At 72.5% G+C, this 16,276-nt stretch carries 14 protein-coding genes; 10 read left to right on the top strand and 4 right to left on the bottom strand.

Translation table 11 applies throughout. From position 1 onward, the window contains the following. The 3 genes from VMR06_RS10565 to VMR06_RS10555 all read right to left on the bottom strand — a co-directional run. The coding region (locus tag VMR06_RS10565; protein ID WP_325376009.1) for a lipopolysaccharide biosynthesis protein at positions 1 to 517 on the bottom strand (517 nt) is incomplete at its 3' end. Next, the gene (locus VMR06_RS10560; RefSeq protein WP_325376007.1) at positions 514 to 1,785 is read right to left on the bottom strand and encodes an O-antigen ligase family protein; all 1,272 of its coding nucleotides are present in this window, start codon (positions 1,783 to 1,785) and stop codon (positions 514 to 516) included. The genes VMR06_RS10565 and VMR06_RS10560, both read right to left, overlap by 4 nt. A 15-nt stretch (positions 1,786 to 1,800) precedes the next feature. After that, entirely contained in the window at positions 1,801 to 2,874 is a 1,074-nt protein-coding gene (locus tag VMR06_RS10555; RefSeq protein WP_325376005.1) for a polysaccharide deacetylase family protein, read from the bottom strand. A 236-nt stretch (positions 2,875 to 3,110) separates the two neighbouring features. Here VMR06_RS10555 and VMR06_RS10550 point away from each other — a divergent pair, with 236 nt between their 5' ends. The 4 genes from VMR06_RS10550 (at position 3,111) to VMR06_RS10535 (ending at position 7,746) form a co-directional block, all read left to right on the top strand. Continuing rightward, on the top strand, positions 3,111 to 3,782 hold the full coding sequence (locus VMR06_RS10550; RefSeq protein ID WP_325376003.1) for a DnaJ domain-containing protein: 672 nt from the start codon (positions 3,111 to 3,113) through the stop codon (positions 3,780 to 3,782). A gap of 65 nt (positions 3,783 to 3,847) precedes the next feature. After that, positions 3,848 to 4,459 (top strand): class I SAM-dependent methyltransferase, encoded by a 612-nt coding sequence (locus tag VMR06_RS10545; RefSeq protein ID WP_325376001.1) that lies wholly within the window; start codon positions 3,848 to 3,850, stop codon positions 4,457 to 4,459. Next, a complete protein-coding gene (locus tag VMR06_RS10540) occupies positions 4,452 to 5,660 on the top strand; it encodes a glycosyltransferase (RefSeq protein ID WP_325375999.1) in 1,209 nt (402 codons plus the stop codon). The genes VMR06_RS10545 and VMR06_RS10540 overlap by 8 nt, the downstream gene beginning before the upstream one ends. 16 nt (positions 5,661 to 5,676) lie before the next feature. Then, positions 5,677 to 7,746, top strand: coding sequence for an NAD-dependent epimerase/dehydratase family protein (locus tag VMR06_RS10535; RefSeq protein WP_325375995.1), 2,070 nt, complete (start codon positions 5,677 to 5,679; stop codon positions 7,744 to 7,746). A gap of 198 nt (positions 7,747 to 7,944) precedes the next feature. On the opposite strand, the gene VMR06_RS10530 is transcribed toward VMR06_RS10535, so the two are convergent. Beyond that, a complete protein-coding gene (locus VMR06_RS10530; RefSeq protein ID WP_325375992.1) occupies positions 7,945 to 8,967 on the bottom strand; it encodes an acyltransferase in 1,023 nt (340 codons plus the stop codon). A 153-nt stretch (positions 8,968 to 9,120) separates the two neighbouring features. Between VMR06_RS10530 and VMR06_RS10525 the strand changes: the two genes are divergently transcribed. From VMR06_RS10525 to VMR06_RS10500, 6 genes are all read left to right on the top strand, one after another. Further along, positions 9,121 to 10,293 (top strand): glycosyltransferase, encoded by a 1,173-nt coding sequence (locus tag VMR06_RS10525; protein ID WP_325375990.1) that lies wholly within the window; start codon positions 9,121 to 9,123, stop codon positions 10,291 to 10,293. A 6-nt stretch (positions 10,294 to 10,299) separates the two neighbouring features. Next, positions 10,300 to 12,234, top strand: coding sequence for an asparagine synthase (glutamine-hydrolyzing) (gene asnB / locus VMR06_RS10520; protein WP_325375988.1), 1,935 nt, complete (start codon positions 10,300 to 10,302; stop codon positions 12,232 to 12,234). Positions 12,235 to 12,461: 227 nt separating this feature from the next. Next, entirely contained in the window at positions 12,462 to 12,710 is a 249-nt protein-coding gene (locus VMR06_RS10515; protein ID WP_325375986.1) for an acyl carrier protein, read from the top strand. Positions 12,711 to 12,720: 10 nt separating this feature from the next. Next, positions 12,721 to 14,250, top strand: coding sequence for a class I adenylate-forming enzyme family protein (locus VMR06_RS10510; protein ID WP_325375984.1), 1,530 nt, complete (start codon positions 12,721 to 12,723; stop codon positions 14,248 to 14,250). Next, on the top strand, positions 14,247 to 15,236 hold the full coding sequence (gene nadE, locus VMR06_RS10505) for an NAD(+) synthase (RefSeq protein WP_325375982.1): 990 nt from the start codon (positions 14,247 to 14,249) through the stop codon (positions 15,234 to 15,236). Before VMR06_RS10510 ends, nadE begins: the two co-directional genes overlap by 4 nt. After that, positions 15,233 to 16,267 (top strand): hypothetical protein, encoded by a 1,035-nt coding sequence (locus tag VMR06_RS10500; RefSeq protein ID WP_325375980.1) that lies wholly within the window; start codon positions 15,233 to 15,235, stop codon positions 16,265 to 16,267. The genes nadE and VMR06_RS10500 overlap by 4 nt, the downstream gene beginning before the upstream one ends. Positions 16,268 to 16,276: the final 9 nt, after the last annotated feature.

Below are 16,276 nucleotides of genomic sequence, written 5' to 3'. Positions count from 1 at the left end.
AGCAGGCGACGACCAGGGCCAGGTTGACCGGCGTGGCGATCAGCGCGACCACGGCGGTCGCGCGGAAATCCTCGAAGCCCTTGCAGACGCCGATGTTGAACATGTACTGCGAACGCAGCGTCACCGCGAGCACGAGAAAGCCGAACAGCACCGCATGGTTGAAGCCGGGCGCCAGCTTGCCGCCGGCGAACGCGAACACCGCGGCGCCGGCCAGCAGCACGACCAGCAGGAACAGGCGCTGTGCGCGGCGCAGGAAGCGCAGCACCGGCACGATCAGCTCGGGCTGGCCGCCGCCGCGCATCTGCGCGACGAAGCGGATCGCCGCGCTGGCGGTGCCGGAATTGGTGATCGCCACGCCCATCGCGACCAGCCAGACCACCATGCTGTAGGCGCCGAAGTCGTCGGGCCCGAGGTAGCGGGCGATGACGATCGAGGTCAGCATGCCGAGCACGTACTCGGTGTAGATGCCCACCGACGAGAACAGCGTGTTGCGCAGCGTGCCCGATCGCGCGTTCATGCCGTCGCCAGCAGGACTTTGACCAGCACGTACAGGAACACGATCGAGGCCACCGAGAACAGCGGCCACAGGATCAGGTCCTTGCGCAGGTCGAACACCGGCAGGTCCGGATAGCGCTGCCGCGCGCCGGCGTAGTAGCCCACGACCAGGGCCGCCAGCAGGTACAGCAGGATGATGTAGCTGCGGCTCAGGAAGAACGCCGCCGCGAAGAAGCCGCACAGGCTCAGGAACAGCGTCGAGGCCATGCGCCGCTCCGCGGCCCAGGCCGCGTCGGTGGCCGGATCGACCGGCGCGCGGCGCATCCGGAGCACCGCCAGCGGCATGCGGAAGCAGTAGCCGACGAAGGCCAGCCAGATCGTGTAGCCGATGATGCCGGTCTCGGCCAGCACCAGCACGAACGAGTTGTGCGCGGTCAGGTAGTGCAGGTCCGAGAAGCCGTCCGCGCCGATGCCGAACAGCGGATCGGACAGGAACATCTGGATGCCCTCGTACCACGAGTCGACGCGGCCCATCGCCGAGGACTCGTCGATGTCCAGCTCGGACAGGCGCGAGGGCATCAGCATCAGGCCGACCAGGCCGGCACCGCCGAACAGCGCCGCGCTGACCAAACCGCGACGCTGCCAGACGTGAATGCCGACCAGGGCGACCAGCGCGAGCAGGGCGCCGCGCGAATTGGTCAGATAGATGCCGAACAGCAGCACCGCGGCCGCCGCCCACCAGAACAGCCGGCGCAGGCCGAGCGCGCCGCCGCGGCTGGACAGGTACAGCGCCATCGGCAGGCACATGACGAACAGCAGGCCCAGGTCGTTGGGATCGTTGAAGATGCCCACGTACTGGATGCGCGTGCCCTGCGACAGGCCCTCGCCGGTCCAGCCGATGCCGGTCTGCGCCTGCTCGATGCCATGGATCGCCAGCACCGTCGCGCAGACCACGAATACCCACATCGTCGTGCGCACGCGCTGCGGCGTGGTCGCCGCGTTGGCGAGGATCGTGAACGCCGCGACGATCGGACCGAATTTCAGCAGCTGCACCAGCGCGCCGCCGGGCCAGCCGTTGACGATCTTGGACACCATCAGCACCAGCAGGAACACGCCGAGCAGCAGATACTGCGGCGCCGCGAACGACTTGGCGCGCGAGGCCAGCCAGCCGATCAGCGCCAGGCCGAGCACCACCTGCAGGATCGGCACGCCGATCGCATCGGCCAGCGCCGGATAGTCCTGGGGCCGGATCAGCACCAGCACCAGGTACAGCATCATGAGCAGAAACATGAAGGCGGGCGGGCGTCAGCCTGAGCGTAGGCGTGAAGGGTAGCCGAAGACCTCGGGCCAGGTGACCATCGCCGAGAACCACGGCGCGTCCATCTCGCGCTCGACCGGCAGCCGGCGCAGCGCATGGCGCGGCGGCGCCGGCAACGGATTGGTGCCGGCCACGTAGCTGCAGGCGATGCGGTAGCCGCTGTGCCGGACCGCGGCGATCACGGCCGCGTCGTAGGCGTCCGGGCCGCCGACCGGATAGGAGATCACGCTGACCGGCAGCGGCAGATGGTGATCGAGCGCCTGTTTGGACTCGGCCACCTCGCGTTCCATCTGCTCCGGCGGCAGCTTGGCCAGCATGCGGTGATGCACGCCGTGCGATCCGATCTCCATGCCGTCGGCCTGCATCTGGCGCAGCTGGTCCCAGCTCATCGGCCGGCAGTCCGGATGCGGCCTGCGCGGCAGGTTCCATTCCGCTTCGAGGCCGGCGATCAGCGCGGTCTGGGCATCGTCGTCGAGCGTCTTGAGGCGGTCGAGCAGGGCGCTGGCGAGCGCGCGCCGCTCGGCCAGCGCGGGCGGCAGCGCGCGGTCGACGCCGAGCGCCGGCAGCGCGATCCGCCGTGCCGGCGTGCTGCAGATCATGTGCACCAGCCAGTCGTAGGCATACGGCAAGCCGTCGTCGATATGGCCGGTCGAGACGAAGAACGTCGCCGGCACGCCGAGCTCGCGCAGGATCGGGAACGCGACGCGGTAGTTGTCCTCGTAGCCGTCGTCGAACGTCACGACGACCGGATCGCGCGGCAGCGGCGGGCCGCCGTCGAGCGCCGCGGCGACGTCCTCGAAGCTCACCGGGCTGAAGCGCCTGCGCACCAGCTCCATCTGGCGCCGGAACTGCGCCGCCGAGGCGCTGACCAGGGCCAGATCGAACGAGAAGCGGTCCGGATCGGGCAGGTCGAGCACGCGGTGGTAGGCCAGCACGCGCAGGTCGCGCCGCAGCAGGCCGCGCATGCGCTGCAGCCCCGGCAGCAGGCCGCCGGCGTGGAACCAGCGGGCGAGCCGCTGACGCTTGCCGCCGCCGTCGCCGAGTGCCACCGTCGCTGCCATGTCCATGTCCGTGCGCGCGGGCCGTCGCCCGGGAGAGGAAAGAGCGATGCGGCGGCCCGATCCGCCACGCCGCGAACGCCGCGTCCGCCCGTCGGGTCGACTCCCGGCCGATCCGTCCCCGGATACTGCGCGGACGAGCGCGCAAGCATGCACTCGGCCCGCCCGCCGTGTCCATCGCGCGCCGCGGAAAGCGGGCGGCGGCGCGTTAGAATCGGCGCCAAGGGGATTCTCAGAAGATGGCGCGCGATACCGACTTTCTCGAGCTCTACGAGGCGCTGGGCCTGGCCCCGGACTGCTCGCCCGAGGCGTTCCGCCAGGCCTACCGGCGGCGCGTGGCCGAGCTGCATCCGGATCGCGGCGACGCCGGCGCCGCCGATCTGGAGCGGTTGCAGCGGCTCAACGCGACCTATGCCAGCGCGCTCGATTTCCAGCGCCGCCACGGCCGGCTGCCGGGTGCGCCGGCGCCGGGCTTCGCGCGCACGGCACCGGCTGCCGAGACCAGCGCACCGGCACCGCCGCCCGCCGCGGTCGCGCCGCCGGCGGCGGCTGCGCCGCGCTCGGGCGCGCTGTTCGGCGCGCTCGGCCTGGCCGTCGTGCTGGCGGCGATCGCGCTCGGCGCATTCGACGATGCGCCGGCGCCGGCGCCGCAACCCCCGGCCGAGGCGCATCGCACCGCGGTGCCGCCGCCGGCCGCCGGACGGCGCATCGAGCTCGGCACCTCCAAGGCCGTCGTGCGCGCCGTGCTCGGCGCGCCGCTGCTCGAGACCGAAAACCGCTGGGACTACGGGCCGTCCTGGGTCACGTTCCGCTGCGAAGTCGTCAATGGCTGGTACAGTTCGCCCCTGCGGCCGCTGGGGACGTCCAGTTCGCATCCGGGAGAAAGCACGCTGCCGCCGCCGCGCTGCTGAGCATCCGGCCGCCCCGGCGGCACGGCGCCGGCACGGACGGCGGCACCAACGGGAGGACACCAGCGATGATCGGCCGGGCCAAGGCGCTGTTGCAGAAAATCAGTCGGCGCTCGTGGATGAAGTACGCGATGCGCGGCGTCGGCGGCGCCGACAACTACGAGCGGCTCGATCTCGCCTACACGGTCAGCGACCCGTGGAACCTCGATTCGCCGATGGAGCGCGCGCGCTTCGACGGCACCGACCGCATCGTCGAGAGCGCATTCGGCCGGCTCGGCTCGATCCTCGAGCTCGGCTGCGGCGAGGGCCACCAGACCGAGCACTTCGCCGCGCTGGCCGACCAGGTCTACGGCCTGGACGTCAGCGACAACGCGATCGCGCGGGCGCGATCGCGTCTGCCGCAGGCGCAGTTCGCGGTAGCCGACGTCACCACCCAGCCCTGGGGCGACGAGAAGGGCCGCTTCGACCTGGTCACCGCCTGCGAGATGCTCTACTACGTGCGCGACATCGACGCCACGCTCGAGCGCATGAGCCATCTCGGCCGCGCCTGCCTGGTCACGGTGTTCTCGCCGGCGCTGCGCCGGGTCGGGCCGCATCTGGCGCGCATGCCGAATCTGCACAAGGACTGGATCTGGCACGGCGGTACCGTCTGGCTGGTCGCCTGGTGGCGCAATGACTGATCCGCAGGCGGCGCTGGCCGGACGCGGCGTGGTCTATTTCGGCAACGACTGGCACGCCGAGAACCGCACCAGCAGCCATCACGTCGCACGCCGCCTGGCACGCACGATGCCGGTGCTGTACGTGTCCTCGCCGGGCATGCGCGCGCCGCAGGCCAGCGGCCGCGACCTGCGCCGCGCACTGCGCAAGCTGGCCGCCGCGCTGCGGCCGCCGGAGCGCATCGACGACCGGCTCTGGCACTGCACGATCCCGCAGCTGCCGTTCCGGCGCATCCCCGGCGTCGAGGCGTTCAATCGCGCATTCGGCGCCTGGGCCGTGCGGCGCGCGCTCGCCGCCGCCGGCATCGGCCGCCGCATCGCCTGGTTCGTCGTGCCGCATCCGGGCTTCCTGGCCGGGCGGCTCGGCGAGGATCTGTGCGTGTACTACTGCATCGACGACTACGCCGCGCATCCGGGCGTCGATGCCGAGCGCATCGCCGCCTGCGATCTGGCGCTGACGCAGGCGGCCGATCGCGTCTTCGTCGCGCCGCCGGCCCTGGTCGCGATCAAGACCGCGCAGAACCCGCATACGGTGTTCTCGCCGCACGGCGTGGACGTGGACCTGTTCGCGCAGGCGGCGGACCCGGCCACGCCGCTGGCCGAGGGCGCGCGCGATCTGGCCCATCCGGTGATCGGTTACTTCGGCTCGATCCACGAGTGGATCGACCTGGAGCTGATCGAATGGCTGGCGCGGCAGCGGCCGGCCTGGACGTTCCTGCTGGTCGGCCACGCCGCGGTCGACGTCGCCCGTCTGGCCGCGCTGCCGAACGTGCGCCTGGCCGGCGCGCAGCCGTACGCGACGCTGCCGCAGTGGGCCAAGGCCTTCGACGCGGCGATCATCCCGTACCGGCTGAACCGCCAGGTCGCCAACGCCAATCCGCTGAAGCTGCGCGAGTACCTGGCGACCGGCAAGCCGGTCGTCAGCGTGCGCAATCCGGAGATCGAGAAGTTCGCCGGCGTCGTGCGCCTGGCCGACGACCGCGCCGGCTTCCTCGCCGCGCTCGACGCGGTGGTGCGCGACGGCCCGGAGGCCGGCGCCGCCGAGCGCCGTGCGGCGGTCGCCGACCAGACCTGGGACCGCCGCGTCGAGGCGGTGCTGGCCGAGGTCGCCGCCGCATTGGCGGCGCGTGCGCGGCTGCCGGACAATCCCCCCCTTAGACGATGACCCAAGGATTTTCTCGATGAGTGCGGAAGCCTCCCGGCTGCGCGTCGCCCTGATCGGCGCCGGCTACGTCGCCAGCCACCATCTCGCCGCGCTCAAGCGGCTCGATTTCGTCGACGTCGTCGGCCTGTGCGATCCCAACCTCGAGGCCGCGCACGCGCTGGCGCAGCGCTACGGCATCGAGCGCGTCGTCGCCGACCTGGACGAGCTCGCATCGGCGCGGCCGCAGGTCGTCTACATCCTGACGCCGCCGGCCTCGCACGCGGCGCTGGCGATCCGCGCGATGGACCGGCTCGGCTGCGGCGTGCTGGTCGAGAAGCCGATGGCCGATACCGTCGCCGAATGCGAGGCGATGATCGCCAAGGCCGAGGAGAAGGGCCTGATCCTCGGCGTCAATCATTCGGACCTGCTCGATCCGGTCGTGATCAAGACGCTCCAGACCGTGCGCGCCGGCAAGATCGGTGACGTGGTCTCGGTCGACGTGCTGCGCAGCTCCGAGTACCCGGCCTATGCCGGCGGTCCGCTGCCGGGCCAGGTCGCGCAGGGTTCCTATCCGTTCCGCGATCTGGGCGTGCACGGCCTGTACACGCTCGAGGCGTTCCTCGGTCCGCTGCGCGACATCGACGTGCGCTACCAGTCCTCCGGCCGCGATCCGAACCTGCGCTTCGACGAGTGGCAGCTCGCCGCCGCCGGCGACGGCGCGGTCGGCCGTCTGCTGCTGTCGTGGAACGCGCGGCCGATGGAGAGCCGGCTGGTCGTGCGCGGCACGCGCGGCACGATCGAGGCCGACCGCTTCCTGCAGGTGTGCCGCATCCACCGCGTGCTGCCGGGACCCAAGTTCATCGGCATCGTCGTCAACACCTGGCTCAGCGCGATCGCCGACGTCGTGCGCGTGCCGTGGAACGTGGTCCGTTTCGCGACCGGCCTGCTGCGGCCCTCGCCGGGCATCCAGAAGGGCGCCGCCGATTTCGCGTACGCCGCGCGCGACAACGCGCGCCCGCCGTTCACCGGCGAGGACGCGCTGCGCGTGATCCGCCTGCTCGAGCCGATCTGCGCCGAGCCGGACCGGCTGCGCCGCGACGAGCTGCAGGCGCGCCTGGACACGCCGCCGGCGCCGGCCGATGCGCTGGTCACCGGCGCCGCCGGCTTCCTCGGCCGCGCCGTCGTCAAGGCGCTGCGAGCGCGCGGCCAGCGCGTGCGCGTGCTGGTGCGCCGCCCGGTCGCGGCCTACCGCGACGACGCCGGCATCGAGCAGATCGTCGGCGACCTCGGCGATCCGCGCATCGTCGACCACGCCGTCGCCGGCGTGCCGCTGGTCTACCACGTCGGCGCCGCGATGCGCGGCAGCGCGCGCGACTTCGAGGCCGGTACGGTCTGGGGCACGCGCAACGTCGTCGACGCCTGTCTGCGTCACGGCACCGGCCGGCTGGTCTACGTCAGCTCGATGAGCGTGTTCGACCACGCCGGCCGCGACCCGGCCGTGCCGATGACCGAAACCTCGGCACTGGAACCGGCGCCGCAGGCGCGCGGCGCCTATACCCAGACCAAGCTGGTCGCGGAGCGCTACGTCGCCGAGGCGATCGACCATCGCGGCCTGCCGGCGGTGATCGTGCGGCCCGGCCAGATCTTCGGACCCGGCGCCGAGACGGTCACGCCGAACGCGGTCGTCGCGCTGGCCGGCCGCTGGCTCGCGATCGGCGAGGGCGAGCAGACGATTCCGCTGGTCTACCTCGACGACGTCGTCGACGCGCTGCTGCTGGCCGGCGAGCGGCCCGAGGCGGCCGGCCGTACGTTCAACGTCGTCGATCCCGAGCCGGTCACGCAGGCGGCCTACCTGGCGCGCGCGCAGCGCAAGCTCGGCGCCGAGCTGCGTGTCACGCGCGTGCCGGTCAAGGTCTTCATGGGCCTGGCCTGGGGCGTCGAGCTGCTCGGCAAGCTGCTGCGCCGCGACGTGCCGCTGACGCGCTATCGCGTGCGCTCGCTGCGGCCGCTGGCGAACTTCGATACCGCCGCCGCGCGCGACGCGCTCGGCTGGACGCCGCGCACCGGCGTGCGCCAGGGCCTGGACGAGACGTTCGGACCGGGCTGAGCGGGCTGGTTCGGCGGTGGCGGGCGGGGCGAGCCGGCCCAGCCGCAGCGCCCGCGCCGGCGCATCGCGGAGTCTTGCGACTGCGCGGCGTGCGGCGCAGCGCGGTGTGCTCGGCCGGGCGGGCCGATCGTCCGGACGGTCTCCTCGCGGCTCTGAGGACCGACGGCCGGGCCTGCAATCGCGCCGCCGCGGCGCGCCTCAGGCGATCGCGCGCCGGCGCTTCCAGGTCTGACGGATCAGCCGCATCGCCGGCCGTTCGACCAGGAAGGTCAGGCCGGTCGCCAGTGCGGTGACCAGGGCCGCCGCGATCAGCGCGGCGCGGCCGGCCGGCAGGCCGGCCTGCTCGAAGTGCCAGATCAGGCTGAAGCCGATCGCCTGATGCAGCAGGTACAGCGAATAGGAGATCGTGCCGAAGAACGCGAACGGCGCCGCGCGCAGCCAGCGCAGGCGGCCGGTCACGAACAGCGTGAAGATCGCGGTGCAGACCAGCGCCGTGACCGCGAACACCGGCGGATAGGCGATCGCGATCGCGATCAGGCACAGCGCGATCAGCGCGGCGTCCAGGCGCCATTCCGCCGGCTGCGTGCGCAGGCGGTAGAACAGGATGCCGATCGCGAAGAACGGGATGTGATGGGCGATCGTCAGTTCGCGCAGCGTATAGGACAGGTGCACGCCGTGCCGCTCGGCGACGCCGTAGACGACCGCCAGCACCAGCCAGCCGACGATGATCCAGCGGATCCGTCCGAGCAGGCCGAGCACGAACCAGCCGAGCATCTGCGCGTAGAAGAACAGCTCCACCTCCAGCGTCCAGTACGAGCCGTCCAGGTGCTCGGCGCCGAGCACCTGCTGGATCATCGTGAAGTCGATCACCACGTCGCGCCACGGCAGCCGCTGCGACGGCATGCCGATCGTGTAGACGACCAGCGCGCTCAGCACGATCGCGGTCCAGTACGCCGGAAACAACCGCGAGAAGCGCGAGACCACGAAGTCCATCGCCGAGCGCGTGCGCTCGAGCGTCATGAAGATCACGAAGCCGCTGATCAGGAAGAACAGCTGCACGCCGTAGTTGCCGAACGCGAACGACGGCGGCGGCGTGCCGAGATGGCCGTAGAGCTCGCCGTACTGGGTCGTGTAGTGGTAGGCCACGACCGCGAGCGCAGCCAGGCCGCGCAGCGCATCGAGTTCGACGACGCGGGATTCGGGCGGCGAAGCGGTCGGCACGGTGCCACTCCGGGCGCCCGGGGGGCGCGGCTCGCGCGCATCATACGCGCGTGCCGGCGATGCGCCAGGAGCCGCCGCGCGCCGGGCGGCTGGGCCCGGCCGGGCAGCACACTCGCTACAATCGCCGGCCGTGCCCCCGCCGCCGCCGACCGCATGCGCCTACTCGTCGTGACCTCGCAGTTTCCGCTGGCCGGCGAGCCGACACGCGGACGGCCGGTCCACCAGACCCTGCGCGAGCTGGCCCGGCTGGCGACGGTGCGCGTGCTCAGTCCGGTCGCGCGCTATCCGCGCTGGGCGCAGCCGGGCAGCTATCTGTACCGCGCGCCGGACCCGCGCCAGCCGGTCACCGAGCTCGACGCCGCCTGGCCGACCTATCCGGCCCTGCCGGCGCTGACGCGGCCGTTCAACGGCTGGCTCTGCGCGCGCGCGATCGCCGCCGAGGCGCGCGCGTTCGCACCGGACCTGATCCTGTCGTACTGGCTGTATCCCGACGCGTTCGGCGCGCAGCGCGTCGCGCGCCGGCTCGGCGTGCCGTTCGTGGCCGGCGCGCGCGGCTCGGACATCCGCGTGCGCGACGCGATCAGCCGCCGGCTGACCGTGCCGGTCGTGCGCGGCGCCGAGCGCCTGCTCGTGGTCAGCGCCGATCTGGGCCGCCTCGCGGTCGCCGACTACGGCGCCGACCCGGCCCGCATCCGCGTCGTCGCCAACGGCTGCGACGCGGCGATCTTCCACCGTCGCGACCGCGGCGAGGCGCGCCGGGCGCTCGGTGTCGCCGCCGATGCCGAGCTGGTGCTCTACGTCGGCCGCCTGGTCGCCGAGAAGGGCCTGCGCGAGCTGGCCGAGGCGATGCGCGAGCTGCGCCGTTCGCGGCCGCGCGCCGAGTGGGTGCTGGTCGGCGACGGCCCGCTGCAGGCCGAGTTCGCGGCGCTCGCGGCCGACCCGTCCAGCGGCCTGCGTCTGGCCGGCGTGCAGGCCGCGCCGCAGGTCGCCGAATGGATGGCGGCCTGCGACCTGCTCGCGCTGCCGAGCTATTCGGAAGGCCATCCGAACGTGCTGGTCGAGGCGCTGGCCTGCGGCCGCCCGGTGGTCTCGACGCCGGTCGGCGGCGTGCCCGAGGTCGTCGATGCGAGCTGCGCGGTACTGGTGCCGCCGCGCGACGCCGCCGCGCTGGCCGGGGCGCTCGCCGCCGTGCTCGACCGCGACTGGGACGAGGGCGCCTTGTCGCAGCGGTTCTCGCGCGGCTGGGACGAGGTCGCCGCCGATACCTTTGCCGCCTGCCGCGAAGCGCTCGACGCGCGCGGCCTCACCGCCCGATCGAAGGAGTAAGCGCCCGTGTGCGGAATCGCCGGATTCGTCGGGAACCCGCAGCGCGCCGAGCCGGCGCGCGCGACGCTGGAGACGATGATCCACACGCTGCATCATCGCGGCCCGGACGGCTACGGCTTCCACGTCGGCGACGGCGTCGGCCTGGCTCATGCGCGGCTGTCGATCATCGACCTGACCACCGGCGATCAGCCGATCCACAATCCGTCGCGCACGGTCTGGACCGTGTTCAACGGCGAGATCTTCAACTACGTCGAGCTGCGCGCCGACCTGGAGGCGCGCGGCCACCGCTTCTACACGCAGTCGGACACCGAAGTGATCGTGCATCTGTACGATCGCTACGGCGACGCCTTCGTCGATCACCTGAACGGCCAGTTCGCGATCGCGCTGTGGGATCAGGCACGGCGCCGCCTGGTGCTGGCGCGCGATCGCGCCGGCATCCGTCCGCTGTACTACACGCAGGCGCGCGGCGCGATCTGGTTCGCGTCCGAGGTCAAGGCGCTGCGCGCCGCATTGCCCGAACGCGCGCGGCTCGATCCGGCCGGCCTCGTGCAGGCCTTCAGCTTCTGGGCGCCGCTCGATCCGGACACCGTGCACGCCGGCGTCGCCAGCCTGCCGCCGGGCCATCGGCTGGCGATCGAGGACGACGGCCGGCAGACGCTGACGCAGTACTGGGACTGGACGTTCCCCGACGCCGCCGACACCGCGCCGTCGCGCTTCGCCGGCGTCGACGCGGCCGCCGCCGAGCTGCGCGAACGCCTGGTCGACGCGGTGCGCCTGCAGCTGCGCGCCGACGTGCCGGTCGGCGCGTACCTGAGCGGCGGGCTCGACTCCTCCGGCATCGTCGCGCTGATCCGCAGCTTCACCTCGACGCCGGTGCGCACGTTCTCGGTCGCGTTCGAGGAGCCGGAGTTCGACGAGAGCGCGCATCAGCTGGCGATGGTGCGCCACCTCGGCACCGAGCACACGATGCTGAAGATCGACCGGCGCCGCATCGGCGAGGCGTTTCCGCGGCTGATCACACACACCGAGACGCCGGTGCTGCGCACCGCCGCGGTGCCGCTGATGCTGCTGGCCGGCGCGGTCCGCGCGGCCGGCTACACGGTCGTGCTGACCGGCGAGGGCGCCGACGAGGTGTTCGCCGGCTACGACCTGTTCAAGGAGGCCAAGGTGCGCCGGTTCTGGGCGCGCCAGCCCGAGTCGCGCTGGCGGCCGGCCCTGCTCGGCCGTCTCTACGGCTATCTGGAGCATTCGCCGGTCGGCAATCCGGCCTTCGCGGCCGCGTTCTTCAGCCAGGGCCGCGAGTACCTCGGCCGGCCGGTGTTCGCGCATCTGCCGCGCTGGACCACCTCGCGCCGCGCGCTGACGTTCCTGTCGCCGGACCTGCGTGCCGCGGCCGCCGAGCGCGATCCGCTGGCCCTGGTCGAGTCGCGGCTGCCGGCCGGCATCGGCCGCTGGTCGCCGCTCGCGCAGGACCAGTACGTCGAGGCCAAGACGCTGCTGGCCGGCTATCTGCTGTCCTCGCAGGGCGATCGCGTCGCGATGGCGGCCTCGATCGAGGGCCGCTTCCCGTATCTGGACCACACGCTGATCGAGTTCGCGAACCGGCTGCCGCCCTCGTACAAGATCCGCGGCCTCACCGAGAAATACCTGCTGCGCAAGGCGCTGGCCGACCTGCTGCCGGCCGACATCGCGCAGCGCACCAAGCAGCCGTATCGCGCGCCGGACAGCGCCAGTTTCGTCGTCGACGGCCGCCCGCTCGACTACGTCGAGGCGCTGCTCGACGAGGCCAGCCTGCGCGCCAGCGGCCTGTTCGACGCCGATGCGGTGGGCCGCCTCTACGCCAAGGTCCGTGCCGGCCGTGCGACCGGCTTCGCCGACAACCAGGCCTTCGTCGGCATTGTGTCGACGCTGCTGCTCGAGCGCGAGCTGCGCGGCGGCTGAGCGGGCGGCCCGGTCGCGCCGGAGCGGCGCCGATGCGGGATCGCGGGCCTGCGTTCTTGCGCCGTGCCGGGACCGGTCGCCGCGTGAGGTATCGGCGACCGCTCCGTCTGGCCGGCTGTGCCGCCGGCCGGTCCGCGCGATTCGGGCAGGGCCGGTCCGGCGGATGCCGTCGGGCCTGCCGGTATCGGGCATAATCGCGCCCGTTCGCAACGATACGTGGGGAAGGCATGGATCACCGGCAGCAGGTCAGGCAGTTTGTGCTGAAGAACTTCCTGTTCACGGATGACGCGAGCGCGCTGGCCGACGGCGATTCGCTGATCGGCAACGGCATCGTCGACTCGACCGGCATCCTCGAGCTGATCGGCTTCCTCGAAGAGACCCACGGCATCCGCATCGCGCCGGAGGAGATGGTGCCGGCGAACTTCGATTCGATCGACGCGATCAGCGCGTTCCTGGCGCGCCGGCTCGGCGCCTGAGCCGCCGGCGATGATCGCGCTCGCCGATCGGGTCGCGGCGATCGCCCTGTCCGAGCCGCAGCGCATCGCGCTCGTGCAGGGCGCGCAGCGCGTCGATTACGGCAGCTTCATCGACGCGGCGCGGCGCTTCGCCGGTTTCCTGCGCGCGGCCGGCTGCCGGCGCGGCGATCGCGTCGCGCTGATCGTGCCCAATCGCATCGAGGCCGCGATCGCCTGGTATGGCGCCTGGATCGCCGGCGCCGCCGTGGTGCCGCTCAACGCACAGGCGCGTGCGCGCGACTTCGCGCCGTGGCTGCGCCACGCCGGCGTGCGCGTGCTCGTGCACGAGGCGGCCGGACGCGAGGCGATCGCGGCCGCCGCCGAACTCGCCGCGGCGCCGCTGCGCATCGTGCTCGACGCGGCGAGCGCCGGCGCCGATGCGACCGGCTGGACCCAGGCGCTCGCGTCCGAACCGCTCGCGTCCGAGCCGGTCGAGCCGTCCGCGCTGGCCGCGATCCTCTACACCTCCGGCACCACCGGCGCGCCGAAAGGCGTGATGCTGAGCCACGCCAATTTCGCCGCCAACGTCGAGGCGATCGTCGCGTATCTGGGTTTGACGGCCGAGGACAGCATCGTCTCGATCCTGCCGTTCTACTACTCCTACGGCGCCTCGGTGCTGCATACGCATCTGGCGTTCGGCGCGCGCCTGGTGATCGAGCCGAACCTGGTGTTTCCGCATCTGATCGTCGAGACGCTCGCGCGCGAGCGCGCCAGCGGCTTCTCCGGCGTGCCGTCGACCTACGCCCTGCTGCTCGACCGCGTGCCGCTGGCCGACTACGACCTCGGCGCGCTGCGCTATCTGACCCAGGCCGGCGGCGCGATGGCGCCGGCGCTGGCTGCGCGGCTGCGCGCCGCGCTGCCCGGCACGGCGCTGTACGTGATGTACGGCCAGACCGAGGCGACCGCGCGCCTGACCTATCTGCCGCCCGACCGGCTCGACGACAAGCCCGGCTCGGCCGGCATCGCGATTCCCGGCGTGCGCCTTACGATCCGCGACGAGGCCGGCCGCGACCTGCCGCCCGGCGCCGACGGCGAGGTCTGGGCGCAGGGCCCCGGCGTCATGAGCGGCTACTGGAACGATCCCGAGGCCAGCGCCGCGGTATTGCACGAGGGCTGGCTGCGCACCGGCGATCTGGGCCGGCTCGACGAGGACGGCTTCCTGTTCCTCGCCGGCCGCCGCAGCGACATGATCAAGACCGGCGCCCATCGCGTGCATCCGCTCGACGTCGAGGAAGCGATCGCCGAGCTGGCCGAGGTCGCCGAGGTCGCCGTCGTCGGCATCGACGACGCCACGCTCGGCCAGGCGATCAAGGCGGTGATCGTGCCGGCCGCCGGTGCCGCGCCCGACGCCGATCGCATCAAGGCGCATTGCCGCGCGCGCCTGGCCGCCTACAAGATTCCCAAGCAGGTCCAGTTCGTCGCGGCCCTGCCCAAAACCGCGTCCGGCAAGATCCGGCGTGCCCTGTTGACCGAACCCGCCGCCGCGCAGGAGGCCTCGTGAGCGCTTTGAGCTTCGACGTACTGGATCTGGACTACGGCCAAGAGGCCGATCGCATCGCCGCGCGCCTGCGCGAGGTCACCGCGCGCGTGCTGCACAAGCGCGGCCTGGTCGTGGCGATCTCCGGCGGCATCGACTCCTCGTGCAGCATCGCGCTGGCGGTGCGCGCGCTCGGGTCCGAGCGCGTGTTCGCGCTGATCCTGCCCGAGCGCGATTCGTCCGACGACAGCGCGGTGCGCGCGCGCATCCTGGCCGAGCACCTGGGCGTGCGCGTGGAGACCGTCGACATCGCGCCGGCGCTGGCCGCGATCGGCTGCTACGAGGCGCGCGACGCCGCGGTGCGCCGTGCGCTGCCCGAGTACGGCGAGGGCTGGCGCTTCAAGATCGTCATCGACGGCGGCATCGAAGGCCGCATCAACGTCTTCAAGCTGATCGCCGAAGCGCCCGACGGCACGCCGCACGAGCGCGTGCTCGGCCTCTCGGAGTATCTGCAGATCGTCGCCGCGACCAATTTCAAGCAGCGCATCCGCAAGACGCTCGAGTACTACCATGCCGATCGCCTCAACTACGGCGTGGTCGGCACGCCGAACCGGCTCGAGTACGACCAGGGCTTCTTCGTCAAGAACGGCGACGGCTCGGCCGACGTCAAGCCGATCGCGCATCTGTACAAGACCCAGGTCTACGCGATGGCGCGCCACCTCGGCCTGCCCGAGCGCGTCTGCGCGGCGATCCCGACCACCGACACCTACAGCCTCGCGCAGGGCCAGGACGAGTTCTACTTCGCGCTGCCGTACCGGTCGATGGATCTCGCGCTGTGGGCGCTCAATCACGGCCGTCCGGCCGCCGAGCTCGCAGCCGCGCTCGGCATCGGCGTCGACCAGGCCGAGGCCGTCTACGCCGACATCCGCAACAAGCGGCGCACCACGCAGTACCTGCATCGTCCGCCGGTGCTGGTCGGCGAGGTCGCGGAGCTGGACCTGCACGCGTGAACGCGCCGGCCTATGCCGGCAGCGCCGGCGACGTCGCGCGCGACCGCGACGTCGTGCTCGGCATCTGGCGCGGCAATCTCGGCCAGGACGCGCGCATGCAGGCCAAGTACGACTGGTTCTATGCCCAGTGTCCGTTCGGCGCGCCGCTGCTGCGGCTGCTGCGGCACGGCGCCGACGCGGCACCGGTCGGCGCGGCCGCGGCCGGTCCGCGCCGCATGCTGCGCGACGGCCGGCCGATCGAGGCCGGCGTGCTGGTCGATCTGGCCGTGCTGCCCGAGCACCGCTCGCTCGGCCCGGCGCTGATGCTGCAGGGCGAGCTCGCACGCGCCGGCGCCGAACGCTTCAATCTGCTCTACGGCTTCCCGAATCCGAAGGCCGCCGCGGTGTTCAAGCGCGTCGGCTACGACCGCCTCGGCGACATCGTGCGGCGCGCGCGCGTGCTGCGCCATGCCGGCTACCTCGCGCGGCGGATGCCGCGGCCGCTGGCCGCGCTCGCCGGCTTCGTGCTCGACCGTGCGCGCGCAATCGCCGACGCCGTGCGGTCACCGCATGAACGCCTCGTCGCGAACTGGACCGATCGCGCCGATACGCGCTTCGACGCGCTGTGGTCGGCCTCGCCGAAAGGCGAGGGCGTGGTCGGCGTGCGCGACGCCGCGTTCGCGCGCTGGCGCTTCGATGCCTCGCCGCTGGCCAGTACGCGCTACCTGCTGCTGGTCGGCGCCGACGGCGCCCTGCGCGCCTGGTTCGCCTGCCAGATCGAGGACGCCGTGCTGCACGTGCGCGACTTCTGGTCCGACGACGCCGCCACCGGCATCGGCCAGGCCCGCATCGCCGCGCTGCTGCGCGCTGCGCGCAAGGCCGGCCACGCCGCCGTCTCGGTCGAATACGCCGGCCCCGACGCGCGACTCGCCGGCTGGGCCGCCGCCGGTTTCGTCGAGCGCGGCCGGCGGCCGGTGTTCGGCCGCTGGTCCGAAGGCAGCGCGGCTGAGGCGGTGCCGATCCATCTGACTTCGGCGGACGAGGACGAGTAGCGGCAGCCG

Origin of the sequence: Dokdonella sp. (assembly GCF_035511235.1) — a bacterium.
GTDB lineage: Bacteria > Pseudomonadota > Gammaproteobacteria > Xanthomonadales > Rhodanobacteraceae > Dokdonella.
Note: the sequence above shows the minus strand (reverse complement) of the source record. Positions and strands in the feature narration are given on the sequence as shown.